General features: G+C 48.2%; 12 protein-coding genes and 1 tRNA gene. 8 read left to right on the top strand and 5 right to left on the bottom strand.

Features of this window, described 5'->3' with window-relative positions; all coding sequences use genetic code 11:
- Positions 1 to 127: 127 nt before the first annotated feature.
- Positions 128 to 2,413 (top strand): formate C-acetyltransferase, encoded by a 2,286-nt coding sequence (gene pflB / locus BBP27_RS04295; protein WP_049348204.1) that lies wholly within the window; start codon positions 128 to 130, stop codon positions 2,411 to 2,413.
- A 139-nt stretch (positions 2,414 to 2,552) separates the two neighbouring features.
- A complete protein-coding gene (gene pflA / locus BBP27_RS04290) occupies positions 2,553 to 3,359 on the top strand; it encodes a pyruvate formate lyase 1-activating protein (RefSeq protein WP_188211950.1) in 807 nt (268 codons plus the stop codon).
- 65 nt (positions 3,360 to 3,424) lie between these two features.
- Here the strand turns inward: pflA and BBP27_RS04285 are convergent, their stop codons facing one another.
- Positions 3,425 to 5,137, bottom strand: coding sequence for a proline--tRNA ligase (locus BBP27_RS04285; protein ID WP_188211951.1), 1,713 nt, complete (start codon positions 5,135 to 5,137; stop codon positions 3,425 to 3,427).
- Between the two features lie 496 nt (positions 5,138 to 5,633).
- Here BBP27_RS04285 and fghA point away from each other — a divergent pair, with 496 nt between their 5' ends.
- Positions 5,634 to 6,482 carry an S-formylglutathione hydrolase gene (fghA, locus tag BBP27_RS04280; RefSeq protein ID WP_188211952.1) on the top strand — a complete coding sequence of 283 codons (849 nt, stop codon included), beginning with the start codon at positions 5,634 to 5,636 and terminating at the stop codon, positions 6,480 to 6,482.
- 92 nt (positions 6,483 to 6,574) lie between these two features.
- Here fghA and recA read toward each other — a convergent pair whose 3' ends face one another.
- The 3 genes from recA to BBP27_RS04265 form a co-directional block, all read right to left on the bottom strand.
- Positions 6,575 to 7,621, bottom strand: coding sequence for a recombinase RecA (gene recA, locus BBP27_RS04275; protein WP_003680794.1), 1,047 nt, complete (start codon positions 7,619 to 7,621; stop codon positions 6,575 to 6,577).
- 147 nt (positions 7,622 to 7,768) lie between these two features.
- On the bottom strand, positions 7,769 to 9,061 hold the full coding sequence (gene aroA / locus BBP27_RS04270; RefSeq protein WP_188211953.1) for a 3-phosphoshikimate 1-carboxyvinyltransferase: 1,293 nt from the start codon (positions 9,059 to 9,061) through the stop codon (positions 7,769 to 7,771).
- A gap of 138 nt (positions 9,062 to 9,199) precedes the next feature.
- Positions 9,200 to 11,764 carry a glycoside hydrolase family 66 protein gene (locus tag BBP27_RS04265; RefSeq protein WP_188211954.1) on the bottom strand — a complete coding sequence of 855 codons (2,565 nt, stop codon included), beginning with the start codon at positions 11,762 to 11,764 and terminating at the stop codon, positions 9,200 to 9,202.
- Between the two features lie 321 nt (positions 11,765 to 12,085).
- On the opposite strand from BBP27_RS04265, the gene cysG reads away from it, so the two are divergent.
- On the top strand, positions 12,086 to 13,483 hold the full coding sequence (gene cysG, locus BBP27_RS04260) for a siroheme synthase CysG (RefSeq protein WP_188211955.1): 1,398 nt from the start codon (positions 12,086 to 12,088) through the stop codon (positions 13,481 to 13,483).
- A gap of 52 nt (positions 13,484 to 13,535) precedes the next feature.
- Here cysG and BBP27_RS04255 read toward each other — a convergent pair whose 3' ends face one another.
- Positions 13,536 to 14,141, bottom strand: a complete 606-nt coding sequence (locus BBP27_RS04255; RefSeq protein WP_188211956.1) for a CoA pyrophosphatase — start codon at positions 14,139 to 14,141, stop codon at positions 13,536 to 13,538.
- 175 nt (positions 14,142 to 14,316) lie between these two features.
- On the opposite strand from BBP27_RS04255, the gene BBP27_RS04250 reads away from it, so the two are divergent.
- The 4 genes from BBP27_RS04250 (at position 14,317) to BBP27_RS04235 (ending at position 17,758) form a co-directional block, all read left to right on the top strand.
- Positions 14,317 to 16,179 (top strand): tetratricopeptide repeat protein, encoded by a 1,863-nt coding sequence (locus BBP27_RS04250; protein WP_188211957.1) that lies wholly within the window; start codon positions 14,317 to 14,319, stop codon positions 16,177 to 16,179.
- A 56-nt stretch (positions 16,180 to 16,235) separates the two neighbouring features.
- Positions 16,236 to 16,820 (top strand): lipoprotein insertase outer membrane protein LolB, encoded by a 585-nt coding sequence (gene lolB / locus BBP27_RS04245; protein ID WP_188211958.1) that lies wholly within the window; start codon positions 16,236 to 16,238, stop codon positions 16,818 to 16,820.
- 8 nt (positions 16,821 to 16,828) lie between these two features.
- Entirely contained in the window at positions 16,829 to 17,677 is an 849-nt protein-coding gene (ispE, locus tag BBP27_RS04240; protein WP_188212025.1) for a 4-(cytidine 5'-diphospho)-2-C-methyl-D-erythritol kinase, read from the top strand.
- A gap of 5 nt (positions 17,678 to 17,682) precedes the next feature.
- A tRNA-Gln gene (locus tag BBP27_RS04235) sits at positions 17,683 to 17,758 on the top strand.
- Position 17,759: the final 1 nt, after the last annotated feature.

Raw genomic sequence — 17,759 nt, 5'->3', positions numbered from 1 at the left:
TGACGTAAATCAAGAAAAACCAAATCTGTAATTTTATTTCACAAAAACCTCTGTAAATAAATGGGTATTGATGTTATCCTTTTAGAAAATTTACAGTCTATATTTTCAATAAAATTAGGAGCTTGATATGTCAAATGATGTTCAGCAACGTCCTGCCGCCTGGGAAGGTTTTGTCGGTGGCAACTGGGAAACCAACGTAGATGTCCGCGATTTTATTCAAAAAAACTACACGCCATATGAGGGCGATGCTTCATTCTTAGCACCTGCAACCGAAGCCACAACCAAACTGTGGGCGGAAGTGATGGAAGGCATCAAGGTTGAAAACCGTACACACGAGCCGTATAAAATCGATGCGCAAATCGTCTCCGGCATTACCAGCCATGCTCCAGGCTATATCGACAAAGATTTGGAAACCATCGTCGGCCTGCAAACAGACGAGCCTTTGAAACGCTCTATCATGCCGTTTGGCGGTTTGAAAATGGTGCAAGACGCGTGCAAAGTGTACAACGTTGAATTGAATCCTGAAGTCAGCGAAATTTTCACCAAATACCGCAAAACCCACAACCAAGGCGTGTTTGACGTTTATACGCCCGACATCCGCCGCTGCCGTAAGTCAGGCGTGATTACCGGCCTGCCGGATGCTTACGGCCGTGGCCGTATTATCGGCGACTACCGTCGTGTGGCATTGTACGGTATCGACTTTTTGATGAAAGACAAACTCAACCAGTTCAACTCACTGCAAGCCGATTTGGAAAATGGTGTGGACTTGGAAGAAGTCATCCGCCGTCGCGAAGAAATCAACGAACAATACAAAGCCTTGGGTCAAATGAAAGAAATGGCGGCTTCTTACGGCTACGACATTTCCGGCCCTGCAAAAAATGCACAAGAAGCCATCCAATGGACTTACTTCGCCTACCTTGCCGCCGTTAAATCTCAAAACGGTGCGGCGATGTCCTTCGGCCGTGTGTCTTCGTTCTTGGATATTTACATCGAGCGCGACCTGAAAAACGGTGTGATTACCGAAACCCAAGCGCAAGAATTTATCGACCACTTGGTAATGAAACTGCGTATGGTTCGTTTCCTGCGTACGCCCGAATACGACCAACTCTTCTCTGGCGACCCGATTTGGGCAACCGAATCCATCGGTGGTATGGGCTTGGACGGCCGTACCTTGGTAACGCGCACCAACTTCCGCGTGCTGCACACCTTGTACAACATGGGGCCGTCTCCTGAGCCAAACATCACCGTATTGTGGTCAGAACAACTGCCGCAAGGCTTTAAAGAATTCTGCGCCAAAGTATCCATCGATACTTCGTCCATCCAATACGAAAACGACGATTTGATGCGCCCTGACTTTAACAGCGACGACTACGCCATTGCCTGCTGCGTCAGCCCGATGGTGGTCGGCAAACAAATGCAGTTCTTCGGTGCACGCGCCAACTTGGCGAAAACACTGCTGTACGCAATCAACGGCGGCGTGGATGAAAAGTCTAAAGAGCAGGTCGGTCCGAAAACCGAGCCGATTATGGACGAAGTTTTGGACTACGACACTGTCTTTGAGCGCATGGACAAATTCATGGATTGGTTGGCAACCCAATACGTTACCGCGCTGAACATTATTCACTACATGCACGACAAATACAGCTACGAAGCCGCGTTGATGGCGTTGCATGACCGTGATGTGAAACGTACGATGGCCTGCGGTATCGCCGGTTTGTCTGTGGCAGCCGACTCATTGTCCGCCATCAAATACGCCAAAGTGAAACCGATTCGTGATGAAAACGGTATTGCTGTTGACTTCGAAATCGAAGGAGAATACCCACAATTCGGTAACAACGACGACCGTGTGGACGACATCGCCTGCGACTTGGTGGAACGCTTCATGAAAAAAGTGGCCACCCACAAAACTTACCGCAACGCCACTCCGACTCAGTCTGTGTTGACCATTACTTCCAACGTTGTTTACGGTAAGAAAACCGGTAATACTCCGGACGGCCGCCGCGCAGGCGCTCCGTTTGGTCCGGGTGCAAACCCAATGCACGGCCGCGATGTTAACGGTGCAGTCGCTTCATTGACTTCCGTAGCCAAACTGCCATTTGAGTTTGCCAAAGACGGTATTTCCTACACCTTCTCTATTATTCCCGGCGCGTTGGGTAAAGACGAGCATTCTCGCGAACGCAACCTTGCCGGTTTGATGGACGGTTATTTCCACCATGAAGAAGGAGAAGTGGAAGGCGGCCAACACTTGAACGTCAATGTATTGAACCGCGAAACTTTGGAAGATGCGATGCATCATCCGGAGAAATATCCGCAGTTGACCATTCGTGTGTCCGGTTATGCGGTTCGCTTCAACTCGCTGACCCGCGAACAACAGCTTGACGTGATTACCCGTACGTTCACAGAAACCATGTGATCCGGGTGGCAAAACAAACCAGAAGCTAAATTTGCATTTGGTTTGTTTTGAAACAAAGCTCCAAGGCCGTCTGAAATGTTCAGACGGCCTTTATTATCGTACAATTCACATCAGCAAAATTATTTTTGAGCCGAACACCATGTCCACGACTTTTTCTATCACTCCCGAGCCGGAACTGAAAAACCTTGGCCACCGCCACTATAACGGCAAAGGCATTATTCATTCGATTGAATCTTGTGGCGCTGTCGATGGTCCGGGTTTGCGCTACGTGCTCTTTTTGCAAGGTTGCCTGATGCGTTGCCTTTATTGCCATAATCGCGATACTTGGGATTTGCATACCGAGCAGGCGCAGGAATTGGATGTGGCAACCGTGATGAAGCAGGTCATGACCTATCGCCATTATCTGCGTGCGACAGGCGGAGGCGTAACGGCAACCGGCGGCGAGCCGTTATTGCAATATGAGTTTGTACGCGATTGGTTTACGGCCTGTCGGGAACACGATATCCATACCTGTCTCGACAGTAATGGCTATGCTTTGCACTATGATTCGATTTTGGATGATTTGCTTGATCATACCAATTTGGTCATGCTCGACTTGAAACAAATCGATCCTGAAATTCATAAAGTGCTCGTCGGTATTCCCAATACCAAAACGCTGAAATTCGCGCGCTATCTTGCCGAACGCAATCAGCCGACACGGGTACGTTATGTGGTTGTTCCCGGTTATACCGATGATGAGCGGTCGGCGCATTTATTGGGCGAGTTTATCGGTGATATGGATAATGTCGAAATGGTCGAGCTTTTGCCGTATCACGAATTGGGTGCACACAAATGGGCTTTGTGCGGCGACGAATACAAATTAACAGGCGTACATCCGCCGCCCAAAGAAACCATTTTGAAAATCAAAGAAATATTAGAGAGTTACGGAAAAAACATTATTTATTAAAACAGAAAAAGGCCGTCTGAAACGAAATAATCAGTTTCAGACGGCCTTTTTATCATTGAAAAAACTTAAGCTTTCAGAGCGGCCAAAACCTTGGCGACAACTTCTGATACTGCAACGGCTTGAGCCTGATTGTCACGGCGTTCGGCATATTCGACATTGCCTTCTTTTAAGGCGCGATCGCCGATGACGATGCGGTGAGGAATGCCCAGCAGTTCGGAGTCATTCAGCAAAACGCCTGCACGTTCGTCGCGGTCATCCAGCAATACATCCGCGCCTGCGGCCAGAAGCTCGGCATAGATTTTGTCGGCGGCCTCGCGTACGGCATCTGATTTTTTGTAGTTCATCGGCACGATCACAACTTCAAACGGCGCCATTGCTTTGGTCCAGATAATGCCTTTTTCGTCGTTGTTTTGCTCGATGGCGGCGGCCACAACGCGGGTAATACCGATACCGTAGCAGCCCATTTCCATGATTTGGGATTTGCCGTTGTTATCCAAGAAGCTGACGTTCATGGCTTGGGTATATTTGTCGCGCAATTGGAAAACGTGACCGACTTCAATACCGCGCGCCAGTTTCAGACGGCCTTGTTCGTCAGGGCTGATGTCGCCTTCGATGACATTGCGCAAATCGACAAATTCAGGCTCGGCAGCATCGCGGCCGAAGTTGAAGCCGGTATAGTGGTAGTCGTCTTCGTTCGCGCCGATAACCCAGTCTGCGCCTTTTTCGGTAGCGAAATCGGCATAGACTTTGCCTTTGAAGCCGACAGGGCCGAGAGAGCCACTGTTTGCGCCGAACTGTTCAACAATCGCGGCAGGGCTTGCCATGGTCAGTGGCGATTTCACGCCGGCCAGTTTTTCCGCCTTGATGTCGTTAAATTCATGGTCGCCACGCAACAGTAGCAGGACGAGTTCGCCTTCGTTTTCGCCTTCGACCACGATGGATTTCAGGGTTTGTTCAACCGGAATATTGAGGAATTCAACTAAAGACTCAATGGTTTTGACGTTTGGCGTATGTATTTTGGTTAATTCGGCCTGAGCGGCGGCGCGTTCGCCTTTGAGTGGCAAAGTCGGTGCCAATTCGATATTGGCGGCGTAATCGGAAGTATCGCTGTATGCGATAACGTCTTCGCCGCTTTCAGCCAATACTTGGAATTCGTGAGAGCCGGTGCCGCCGATGCTGCCGGTATCTGCAGCAACAGGGCGGAATTCCAAGCCCAGACGGGTAAAGATACGGCAGTAAGCGTCGTACATATCCTGATAGGTCGTCTGAAGCGAGGCGTAGTCGGCATGGAAGGAATAAGCGTCTTTCATGACGAATTCGCGCGCGCGCATCACACCGAAACGCGGGCGCACTTCATCGCGGAATTTGGTTTGGATGTGGTAAAAGTTTTTCGGCAGTTGTTTATAGCTGTTGACTTCTTTGCGTACGATGTCGGCAATAACTTCTTCACAGGTTGGCCCCATGCAGAAATCGCGGTCATGACGGTCTTTCAGGCGCAGCAGTTCTTTACCGTAAAACTCCCAGCGGCCGGATTCTTGCCACAGCTCGGCAGGTTGTACCACCGGCATCAGCAGCTCCACGCTACCTGCGCGGGCCATTTCTTCGCGCACGATATTTTCAACTTTGCGCAATACGCGCAGACCCATTGGCATCCAAGTATAAAGACCGGACGCGTTGGCTTTGATCAAACCGGCACGAATCATCAGCTTGTGGCTGGCAAGTGCGGCTTCGGCGGGGGCTTCTTTAAGGGTGGAAATGAAGAACTGGGAGGCTTTCATGGCGTATTTTTCTTTCTTAAAAATAAGTGCGTATTGTAACGCAAAATGTATGGCCGCGTGTCTTTTGAATGGTATCGGATGAAATCGGCCGTTGTTTTACACAGCTTTTGATTCGGGGCGATTTTTAGGGATGTCAACCCTAATTTATACACAAAGTCGCATAACCTTGTTTTACCTATAAATTTTCACTGTATGATTATAGTAAAATATTATAAATATAACTATTTGATTTTATTGAATTTTATTTGATTAAATTTTAGTCAATTTAAGACTTGGTTTGTTCCTAAAGAAAATTTTACGATTACCCAAAGCTTATCAACAGATTTATCCACAGAGATTGTGTATAGATTTTAAATGCTGTCAGCGTAATGATTTCGCATGATTGGCAAGCCTTGTTTAAAGTAGATTTGGTCGCCTTAAAAAGATGGGGCAACAACACGATGGGCAGGTTTTGCGCTAACATTCTGCTTATTGTTGTTTCCTTACAAGGAATAAAATGAAAAATTCAGAATTGCATTTGCTGGAACGCAGAAAGATGTTTAACGGGCATCAGGAACGCTACCGCCATTTTTCTCAAACCTGCCGGACGGATATGGTATTTGATGTCTATCTGCCACCACAAGTTTTAAAAGGCTATCCCGCGCCTGTTTTATATTTTCTTTCCGGTTTAAATAGTGATGGTTCTGAATTGGTTCAGCAAAGCGGAATCCAACGTTTTGCGGCGCAATGGAATATTATTGTGGTTTTCCCGGATACCTCGCCACGCGGTCAGCATGTTGCCGACAGTGAAGAACATTATCTTGGACAGGGCGCCGGATTTTATGTCAATGCAACTGAAGCACCTTGGGCGCAGTATTACCAAATGGAAAGCTATATCAGCCAAGAATTGCCTGATGTGATCGAGCATCATTTCCCGGTAACGAAAGAGCGCAGCATTGCAGGTTTCAGCATGGGCGGGCATGGAGCGCTGCATTTGGCTTTGAAGCATCCCGGCCGATATGCTGCAGTTTCTGCCTTTGCGCCTTTATGTCATCCTATCGATACGGAAGGTGGCAGGCTGGCGTTGTCAGCTTATTTGGGTCAAAACGTGGAAACATGGAAACGTTATGACAGTACAGAGCTGCTTCAGACGGCCTCGCATAAATTGCCTGTTTTGATTGATGTCGGCAGTGAAGATACTTTGTATCCTGAAGTCCTGCAACCGGAAGGGTTTGTCCGCTCAGCACGCGAAAAAGGTTTCAATATCCAATATAAAGTACGCCCGGGCTATGGGCATGACTATTTCTTTATTGCCAGCTTTATCGATTCGCATATTGAGTTTCACGCTCAGGCATTGGGGCTTTAAGCAGTATTGAATAAAAGGCCGTCTGAAATCCGATTAATGGTCGGATTTCAGACGGCCTTTATTTGGTCTTTAACCTTTAATTTCAAACAGACTTATTCCTCAGGACGTTCGCCGTCGGTATCGTCCAATTTGCCTTCGGTAATATCGACATTGATACCAACTGCCGCACGGATTTTGGCGTCGATTTCATTGGCGATATCAGGGTTTTCTTTCAGCCAAACGCGTACATTGTCTTTACCTTGGCCGATTTTTGCGCCGTTGTAGCTGTACCATGCGCCGGATTTTTCAACGATGTCATGTTTGACGCCTAAGTCGATCAATTCGCCTTCCCAGCTGATGCCTTCGCCGTAAAGAATATCGAATTCGGCTTGACGGAATGGAGGCGCAACTTTGTTTTTGATGACTTTGACTTTGGTTTCGTTACCAATCACGTCATCGCCTTTTTTAATCTGACCGGTACGGCGGATGTCGAGGCGGACGGAGGCGTAGAATTTGAGCGCGTTACCGCCGGTTGTGGTTTCAGGGCTGCCGAACATCACACCGATTTTCATACGGATTTGGTTAATGAAAACAACCAATGTATTGGTGCGTTTGATGTGGCCGGTCAGTTTGCGCAAGGCTTGGCTCATCAGGCGGGCTTGCAGGCCGACGTGGCTGTCGCCCATTTCGCCTTCGATCTCGGCTTTAGGCACAAGTGCCGCTACGGAGTCGACAACGACCATATCGATACCGCCGGAGCGTACCAAGGTATCGCAGATTTCCAATGCCTGTTCGCCGGTATCCGGTTGGGAGAGATAGAGTTCTTCGACTTTTACGCCGAGTTTGCGGGCGTAAATCGGGTCAAAAGCATGCTCGGCATCGATGAATGCACAGATGCCGCCATTTTTTTGGCATTGGGCAATGGCTTCGAGACAGAGAGTGGTTTTACCGGAGGATTCCGGGCCGAATATTTCAACCACGCGGCCGCGGGGCAGGCCGCCGACGCCGAGCGCCAAGTCCACGCCGAGGGAGCCGGTGGAAATAACATCAAGGTTTTCTTCCTGTTGGCTGCCGTCCATTTTCATGATGGAGCCTTTGCCGAAGTTTTTTTCGATTTGGGCAAGGGCGGCGGCTAAGGCTTTGCTTTTTTCGTCTGACATGTTTTCTCTCCGAAAGGAAATATGAATCGCTAAGAATTTATTTAGCTATTATCGCATAAATTAAGAAAAAGTATAGTTTTATTTTTGTTTTTCAGACGGCCTGTGTTTTTTGTATGCAACAGGCCGTCTGAAATATTGAATAATCAATCAGTTGGTCAATGATGCAAAAACTTGGAAATAGTCGGGGAAAGTTTTATGCGTACATTTCGGGTCGTTGATGATGACGGGGACGCCCAAAAGCGAAACCAGCGAGAAACACATGGCCATGCGGTGGTCGTCGTAAGTATCGATGACGGCATCGGGGGTAAGCGTTTCGGGCGGCGTAATATGGATGGCTTCGGCTTCTTCAACGACTTCTGCGCCCAGTTTGCGCAGTTCGGTTGCCATGGCGGCGATACGGTCGGTTTCTTTGACGCGCCATGAACCGATATTGCGCAGGGTGCAGGGCTGTTTGGTGGCCAGCGCAACAATGGCCAGAGTCATGGCCGCGTCTGGAATATGGTTGGCATCCAAATCAAAAGCCTGAATCTTGCGCTCGGCAGGACGGGAAATTTCTACAAAATTTTCGCCCCAAATGATATCCGCACCGATTTTCTCCAATTCGCGTACGAAGGCAACGTCGCCCTGAATGCTGTGTGCGCCGATACCGGTTACGCGGATGGGTGTACCTGCAATCAGGCCTGCGCCCAAGAAATAAGATGCGCTGGAGGCATCGCCTTCTACATATAAATGCTCGGGCGCATGATATTTGGCACCGGCCGGGATTTTAAATACACGGTAGTCTTCATTAATGATGTCCACACCGAACTGCGCCATCAGCTTGAGCGTGATGTCGATATAAGGTTTGGAAATCAACTCGCCTACCATGTGGATTTCAAATGCTTGTCCGGTCAAGGGTAAAGCCATCAGCAGGGCGGTCAGGAATTGGCTGGAAACATTGCCTTTAATTGGAATAACGCGCTCGCCGTTGTCTTGGCGTTTGCCGATCTGAAGCGGCGGATAGTTTTCATTCCCCAGATATTGTACGTCCGCTCCGGCAATGCGCAACGCGTCCACCAAATCTCCGATGGGGCGTTCGTGCATACGCGGTACGCCATGCAGATGATAGTCGCCACCCAAAACGGCAAGTGCGGCAGTCAAGGGGCGGAATGCCGTACCGGCATTGCCTAAAAACAAATCGGCGGATTGGTTGGGAAAATGGCCGCTGGTGCCATGAACTTTCAGACGGCCTTCAGGTAAAGATTCAATTTGCACGCCGAGTTTGTCGAGTGCTTCAAGCATTCGGTCGGTATCGTCAGATTTGAGCAAAGAATGGATTTCGCAAACGTTGTCGGAGAGTGCAGCCAAGAGCAGCGTGCGGTTGCTGATGCTTTTGGAGCCGGGCAGGGCAACGGTGGAGGGCTTGAGTGTAGAAGCGGGCAGGCGGATGGATTCGGTCATTGGTCAGGATTTCAAATTGTAGACAAAACGATATTATACGCAGGCAAAGGCCGTCTGAAAAATGGAAGTGGCGTTGCAGGCAAGAAAAGCCGGACTCTTTTTGAAAGTCCGGCTTTGGGATGCTCGATATTTTAATGGTTAACCTAAAATATGCATTAACTGATCAATGTTGAACGTACCTTCGTCAAAGCGGAATTCGCTGACTGAGGGGATTTTTTGACCTTGGGCGTCGGTATGGATGTCGGAATATTGGTGGTCGATAGTAATGAGGTCGTTGTGATTGTTTTCGCCACGAATGGTGATGTTCCAAGTCGTGCCGTCCTTTTCGTTGACGGTTTCGAGCGACAGATCCGAGAGGGAAATGCCTGCGCCGAATTGGATGGCGTTTGTGCCGTGATGGTCGAAAATGGTGTCATGGCCTTCGCCTCGATTGAATACGTAGGTATCGTTACCGGCTTCGCCACGCAATATATCGTCCCCTAAGCCGCCGAACAGTGTGTCGTTGCCTGCACCGCCGTGAAGGATGTCGTTACCTGCTTCGCCCAACATAGTATCGTTACCGGCGCCGCCATATAGCGTGTCATTGTCTAAACCGCCGTTCAGATGGTCATTGCCACCGTCTCCGTAGAGAATATCGCTGCCGGCATCGCCGTTGATGACGTCGTCGCCGGTGCCTCCGGACAATTTGTCATTGCCGCTGCCGCCGTGAATCTCATCATTGCCCCGGTTGCCGTAGATGATGTCTTCGCTTTCAGTACCTTTGATATGGTCGTCGGCGTGGGTGCCGTTGAATGTGGTTTTGCCGTCGGCAAAGGTTTGGCTGACGCTTGCCTGCCCTAAATTGCTAACATAAAGCATATCCCAGACATCCAGGCTTGGTACGGTGACTTCCAGTGCCACTGGTTTGCCGTTTTCATAGATGACGGAAGATTCCAATGTGTGCATGGATATATCGTCTGAGTCGGGGGAAGCCAGTTGTACGATGGCTTGCTCGGCCTGTTCTGCGCTGATTTCCATATCAAACGGGATTCTGACTTTAGGGTTGTCGAGTTTCAGCGTGTGGTGGTTGGAGCTGTTCCAATTGGTGTCTTTGTCGAGGCCTGCGAGATTGATTAATTGGACAACTCGGCCGCCGTCTGCGGTGGCTTTGGTCCATGTATAAACTTTGCCTTCTTCGCCTGAGGTGGAAGTCATGTCGTAGCCGTCGGATGCTACGATGGAGGCATGACTGTCTTTGAGTTCAACCAAGCCTTCGCCGCGAAGCAGCTCCTCATAGGCGGTAATGAATTGTTGATAGTTGAATTCTGATTTGGCCAGGGTTTCGTTGGTTTTAAGCGTTTGAGCGGGATAGTATGGATCTTGCAAAATACCAAAACCATGTGCGTTCTTATCCGGGTGGTTGTTTAATGCGGCAACAGTCATATGGTAGCCGCCACTCGCTGCGATAACGGCATCAACCAGCAATTCGTTGTCCGGATTGAGTTCGGAAGCATGATCTTCCGGGTGGGTACCTTTTTGAGTATAGGCGGCAATAATCGGGGAAACGTGATTGTAATCGTACAGACGGCCTACCAAGCGTTTAAGCTCGGCATAGTTGTTGTTTTCATAATGGGTATTTCCGGCTGTATCTTTAAAATCGCGCGGCCAGATTTCTGAGTAAGGAACATCCATGCCGGTGGTGGATAAGACATCGGCCCTGCCTGTGCTGATGTCGTTGATCATATAAGTTTGACCGTAATCGTGTAACTTTTCCGCAGCCGCGGCTGACAAATCGTCATAACCGTCAGACATTCTGAAGTTTTCAGTCTTTTGGCCGTTTTGTATTTTATAAACGAGGTTATCACCCATGGTATCGGCCTGCCAGCCGTCGAAGCCGCCTGTTTTCAGGGCTTTAATCATGGTGTTGACGATATAGTTTTGCCAGCTTTTGTCGGCAGGATCGACGAATTGTTGTACGGATGTTTTGGTTTCTGCACCGGCCTTGCCGAAGTTGGAATGCTCTTGGGCATTGTAGAGTTTGACATTATTTAAAATGTCTTTGATGGCCGGGTTATCGAGTTCGTCATTGGAGGCGGCGTTAAGCATATTGTAGAGCATGGCACTGCCGCCTTTTTCGTGAATTTTGTTCACGAGGTTTTTAATCAGCAGGGTATCGATTTGGGGAGGGTTGGGTTGGCCGTTGTCGACAGCCCAAGTCGCCCATTCTTGCTTGAAGCTGTTGACGTTTGGAAATGGATTGGAGGTTGTGTCGTACACATCATAGAAGAAATAATTGTTGATGTGCATTTGTGCCAGTTGCTCGATATTGTTTTGATAGCCTTTGAGCTGGTCATTGGTCATGGAGTTGTTTCGTTCTGCCGAATTATCGTTAGACCCCGCCACTACGCCATAGCGGGGAAAAATGGTCCAGTCGTCTTCGACAGACAATCCCAGTGTTTTGTTGGTGTGGTTGCCGGTGTTGTCAACGGTTTCTACTTTGACGACGTAGCCTGAATTGGGTGAAAAAATATCGGAAGAAAGTTTGACGGAGGTTGAGTTCAGATGATCCAATTTTTGGATTTCCGTACCCAAATGGCTGACGGTAACAGAGGTGATTTTGTCTGTCGCATTGGAGATGTTCAGAATAACATCATCGCCGTTGGTATAGGCTGCCTTGTTAAAGAGAATAGTCGGTAAAGGGGCTGTTTTTGCTTCAGTTGTCATGCTGTATATTCGCTTCTAAATATTATATTTTGAAATTACCTTAACAAATTAATATCACTTAAGTTGTTGATATGGATAATTGTTAAGACTTTTTAGTAGGAAGAGCGGAAAATAAGTTCCCCATTTGATAGCAAATATCTAAAATAATTCGGTTTATGATTGAAATTCAAAAAAGGCCGTCTGAATGCTTTATTATTCGAAAGACGGTTTTTTGCAGGCATATAACCAAACACCATAAGAAAATCAGAAACCATTCTTTCCTATTTTTTTAGACGGCCTTTAATATCGACGGACAATCATTGATAAAGCAAGAGCACGACCATGAGCCATTATCCTTTGTTTGCCGATTTGAAAAACCGCCCTGTTTTGCTGGCAGGCGCGGGCAAGGTTGCCGAGCGCAAGGCGGAAAGCCTGTTGTCTGCCGGAGCGCGCGTGCGCGTTGTTGCGGAAACTTTAAATCCTCAGTTTCAGCAATGGGCGGATGAAGGGAAAATAGTTTGGCTTGGCGGCTTGTTTGAAGAAGTCATGCTGGACGAGGTGTATTTCGTTATTGCGGCGACGGATGACGGTGTGTTTAACCGCCGTGTTTTTGAAGCGGCGGAACAACGGGCGAAATTGTGCAATACGGTGGATACGGCGGACTTGTGTTCGTTTATCGTGCCTGCCGTGGTGGATAGGGGGCCGTTGAAGATAGCCATATCCAGCGGCGGTACTGCGCCTGTATTGGCTCGGAAATGGCGGCAGATTATCGAGACATTGATTCCGCTGCATACGGGCACGATGGCGCGTATTGCCGGCAAATGGCGCGAAAAGGTTAAGCAAACGCTGAATAATGTCGAACAACGCCGTTATTTTTGGGAAAAGTTGTTTGACAGCCGTTTCGGTATTTTTGCGGCTCAAAACAATATCAAGGCGGCGGAACGCGAATTGATCACGCAGTTGAACCGGGAAACGCCGTTTGGCGGCGAAGTGGTTTTGGTGGGGGCAGGGCCGGGCGATCCGGGCTTGCTGACCATACATGCTTTGCAGGCGATACAGGCTGCGGATACCGTGTTTTACGATGCTTTGGTGTCGGATGAAATTTTGGCGATGGTGCGTAAAGATGCGGTGAAAATCAGCGTGGGTAAACGCGCCGGTGCGCACCATGTCCAGCAGGAAGAAACCAACCGTTTATTGGTTGAACACGCTCAAAAAGGCGAGCGTGTGGTGAGGCTGAAAGGCGGCGATCCGTTTGTATTCGGGCGCGGCGGGGAGGAAGTGCAAACCCTGCATCAGGCCGGAATTGCTTACCGCATTGTACCGGGCATTACTGCCGCGCTTGGTGCCACTGCTTATGCCGGTATTCCGTTAACCCATCGTGATTGTGCGCAAAGTGCTTTATTTGTAACCGGCCACAGCAAACACGAGGGTAGCCAGCCCGATTGGCAGACTTTGGCTTTAAGCCGCCAAACGTTGGTAATCTATATGGGGACGCTTAAAGCGACTGAGATTGCGGAAAAACTGATGGCTTATGGTAGACAGCCTTCTACGCCTGTTGCCGTGATTTCTAGTGGGACTTTACCGCATCAAACCGTGCGGACAGGCCATCTGAAAGATTTGGGCTTGCTGGCTGCCGAAGCGGAGCGTCCGGCTTTAATGGTAATTGGCGAAGTGGTTGCCCTGCGCAATGAGATGAAATGGTTCGGAGAAGGTATCGAATATTTCAAAGAAGCCGCATAAAGAAAATTGATTAAATCAGGCCGTCTGAATATTGGTTTCAGACGGCCTTGCCTTATTTAAAAGCTTGGCAATATTGCTGATAACGTTCTGCCAGTCTGTATAGAATGAGTGCGGTCAGCCCCCAGATGTCGTAGTGTTGGAAAGGCAGGGCGGGGAGGGCGAGGGTTTGATTGTTGTGATGAAGCTGGCGGAATGTGTAGTTTTGCAGGTTTAAGGCAAAATCCAAGGGCAGATAAAAAATTTCAGCTACTTCGTCGGGATTAGCTTTGGGGTTGACGGGCTGGACGCAAATTGCTGGAACAGGCGTAACACGGTAGCCGGAAGGCGTGTCATAAAAGGGTAGCGGCGCAAAAGTCTGCCATGCGGTAATCGGAATGGCGGTTTCTTCATAAGTTTCTCTTAACGCCGTTGTCGTTAGGCTGTCGTCTTGGGCATCTTTGCGACCGCCGGCAAAGGCAATTTGCCCTGTGTGCTGTCTTAAGGTCTCGGCCCTTTTGGTCAGTAAAATTTGCCACGTTCCTTCATGCAAGACGATACCGACCAAAACGGCTGCTTCTTTGACCGTGTGGGCGGTAAATAATTGATTGCGCTCTGCTTGCATACGGCTGCTGAAGTGTGAAGCTTGAGTGAGGAAATGGATAAGGTGGTCGGTATTCATCTTTGATGCTGATGGTTTTATGCAGATGAAGATTACACAAGGTTTACGGTTGCCGTGTCAACAAAATAGGGTGCGTGTGTTACAGTTATGCCTGAATGATAAATATAGCTTTGCGTCTGTTCTGCAAGTGCTTAGGCCGTCTGAAAATGTCGGCAGGTTCTCAAAAAGGATAGTTATGTTGTTTTCCCCATCCCGTATTCGAGTAGCAGCTGCGGCTGTCATGATGTTGTTTGCTACACAAACTTTTGCCGCGCCCGGCGATTCAAAGGCTGTTTTTGAATCGGCTAAGATTATTAAAAAGAAAAGCCGTGCCGACCGTTTTTCTCCTGAAGAGCGCGAGCAGGAACGGATACGTTTGTTGGGTATACAAAACCGCACATCGCAGGTTTTCACTTTGTTAAATTCAGAACTGGCCTTACAAAAGGGTGATGCGGCTTCTGCGCTGTTTACTTATATTTTGACTTTGCATCGCACCAAATCTCCCGAAGTGGCCGAACGTGCTTTGGAGATGGCGGTTTCGTTAAACGCGTTTGAACAGGCTGAAGCCATTTACCAAAAATGGCGCGAAATCGAGCCGGAGCCTGGTGAAACACAAAAGCGCATGACGTGGTTGCGCAATTTGCTGCTGGGTAAAGCCGATAAGAATTTGAGCGGATTGGACAAGGTGATTGCCGGCGGTAGTGAAGATGAGCAAAAGCGCGTATTCCTGCTTTTGGCACAAACCGCAGCCCAACAGCCGAATCTGACCAGCGATGCAGTCAAACAGGTACATAAAACGGCATTGAATTATAAAGATTTTCCAGAAGCGGCGATTGCGGATGCAATTTTTAGTGCACAAGACGGTCAAAAGAAACACGCCATTGCCGCATTGCAGAGATTGGCCAAGTTGGACAACGAAATTCTGCCGCCGACTTTTGTTACTCTGCGTCTGATGGCGCAACGGCATCCTGATATTTTGGACGGCTTCTTCAAAGAGACAGACACTAAAACCTTATCTCCGATTTGGCAGGAGTTGGATATCGCCAATTTGATCGCTCATGGTCAAAATGATAAGGCATTCAAGCGGTTGCAGACTTTGTTGGAAGAAAATCCCAACCCTGATTTGTATATTCAGGCCGCCTTATTGTCCGCCAGCAAGACGGAAAATATTTCTGTGGTAAACAGCTATCTGGAAAAGGCTTATAAAGCCGGTACGGAAGAGCAGCGCAGCCGTGCGGCGTTGATTGGTGCAGTTTCTTATAATGATGTTGAAGAATTGGCCAAAGCCAAACAATGGTTGGATAAGGTAACGGCTACGGCTTATACATTTGATAAAACCATTTTGGCCGCTTCCATCGAAGCCAAACAGGGCAACCATAAAGAGGCTTGGGCTTTGGTACAACGCGCACAAAAAATGCCCGAGCAAAGAGGACGTTATTTTGAAGCTAAGGATTTGTTGAGTACGGCTTTGTTCGTATTGTCTAAAAATACCAATCTTCAAGAATCGTTGAGCGCTTTGAACAGCTTGGTAAGTTCCACCGAAAAATCCTTGAAAACCCAAGCTTCTCCCGAGCTGCTTGCCAATGTGTTGTATCAGCGTTCGATGGTTTATGAGAAGCTGAATCAGCCAGGCAAGGCGATTGCCGATTTACGCCGTGTGGTAGAGCTGTATCCGGATAATCCACACGGTTGGAATGCTTTGGGCTATACCTTGCTGTCCAACGGCAAGGATTTGGATGAGGCTTTCAAAATGGTTCAGACGGCCTATCAGATGGATCCGGAAAGCGCAGCCATTAATGATAGTGTAGGCTGGGCTTATTATCTTAAAGGTGATGCGCAAATGGCGCTTCCATATATCCAATATGCCTATGAAAAAGAACCTGAAGCCGAAGTCGCCGCGCATTTGGGCGAAGTCCTATGGACGCTTGGTGACCAAGACAAGGCCAAAGAAATCTGGAATGACGGCTTGAAACGCGGAAGCAATCTCCGAGTATTGAAAGAGACAATGTCCAAATTCGGTATAACATCTGGCAAACCGCATATTCAAAAACACAAATAAAACCAACAGGCCGTCTAAAAAGCGTTTGATTTCAGACGGCCTATGAAGGAATATCCATGAATTTAAAACAATTATCATCGATTGCTGCCTTATTGCTTTTAGCCGCTTGTGCGCAGCCAAACTTGCCTCAGCAAAACAGTTGGCAAGCGGCCGAGCAGGTGCAGGATTTTAGCGCAGACGGTCGCTTGGCTGTCAAAGTGGAAGGTAAAGGCTCTTATGCCAATTTTGACTGGACTTATCAGAACGCGGTTCAAACCATTGATGTCAATACACCGTTGGGCAATACCGTAGGCCAACTGTGTCAAGACAGCGAAGGCGTATTGGCAGTAGACAGTAAGGGTAAGGTTTATCAGGCGGAAACAGCTGAAGAATTGAGCAGACAGCTTTTAGGCTTTGCTTTGCCGGTTCAATATCTGCATATTTGGGCAGATGGCAAACGCGTTGCCAATGCGCCATACAAAATCCTGCCTGACGGCCGTCTGGAGCAGTTTGACTGGACGATATCGCGTACTTTAAATAGCTCGGGACAGCCCAAAACGCTTCAACTTGAAAATGCCAAGTTTAATATCCGCTTGGTGTTCGACACGGTAAACCACTCTTTGGATAAGAATGGACAAACCCTATGCGCAGCACGCAAATAGAGGATACCATGTCTGTTTCAGCGGAAATCCAAGCCTTTCCAGCGCCGGCCAAATTAAATTTGGATTTGAGGATTACCGGCCGCAGGAGCGATGGTTATCATAATTTGGAAAGTATTTTCTGTTTGATCGGCTTATACGATACCGTTCATCTGAAAATGCGTACCGATGGGCAGATTATTCTGCATACGCCGGTTGAAGGACTTGAGCCTGAGCAAGACTTGACTTATCGGGCGGCTAAATTATTACTGCCTCATGCAAGCGTGCCGCACGGCATTGAAATTTGGTTGGATAAAGTGATTCCGACCGGCGGAGGTTTAGGCGGCGGCAGCTCCAATGCAGCCACAGTTTTAATGGTTTTAAACCAATGGTGGCGATGTGGTTTGAGCAGGCAGCAACTCATTGATTTAGGTGTAAGTCTTGGCGCAGATGTTCCTTTTTTTATTTTTGGCAGAAGTGCTTTTGCCAAAGGCGTGGGTGAGAAACTGGCTGAAATAGATGTTCCTAAACAATGGTATGTTATCGTTAAGCCCCCCGTCCATGTGGCAACCGCTAAAATTTTTGCACATGAAGGCTTGACACGGGATTCCAAACCCAGCATAATTCCGACTTTCCAATCGTTACAGCCGTTTCAAAATGATATGCAGGCGGTTGTGTTTCAGGAATATCCTGAAGTTTGGAAGGCTTATGTTGAGTTATCCCAATATGGTCATGCATTAATGACCGGTTCTGGGGCTTGTTTGTTTATAGCAAGTGAATCTCATCAAGAAGCAAATACAATTTACCAACAGGTTTCTCAATTATATGAAGCTTATTGTGTGGAAGGATTAGATATTCATCCGCTGTTTCATATGATTTAGTAAGTTGGGGAGTCGTCAAGCGGTTAAGACACTGGATTTTGATTCCAGCATGCGAAGGTTCGAATCCTTCCTCCCCAGCCAA

Origin of the sequence: Neisseria sp. RH3002v2g, from assembly GCF_014596425.2 — a bacterium.
Classification (GTDB): domain Bacteria; phylum Pseudomonadota; class Gammaproteobacteria; order Burkholderiales; family Neisseriaceae; genus Neisseria.
The sequence above is the reverse complement of the archived record's forward strand: the minus strand, read 5'-3'. Positions and strand labels throughout refer to the sequence as shown.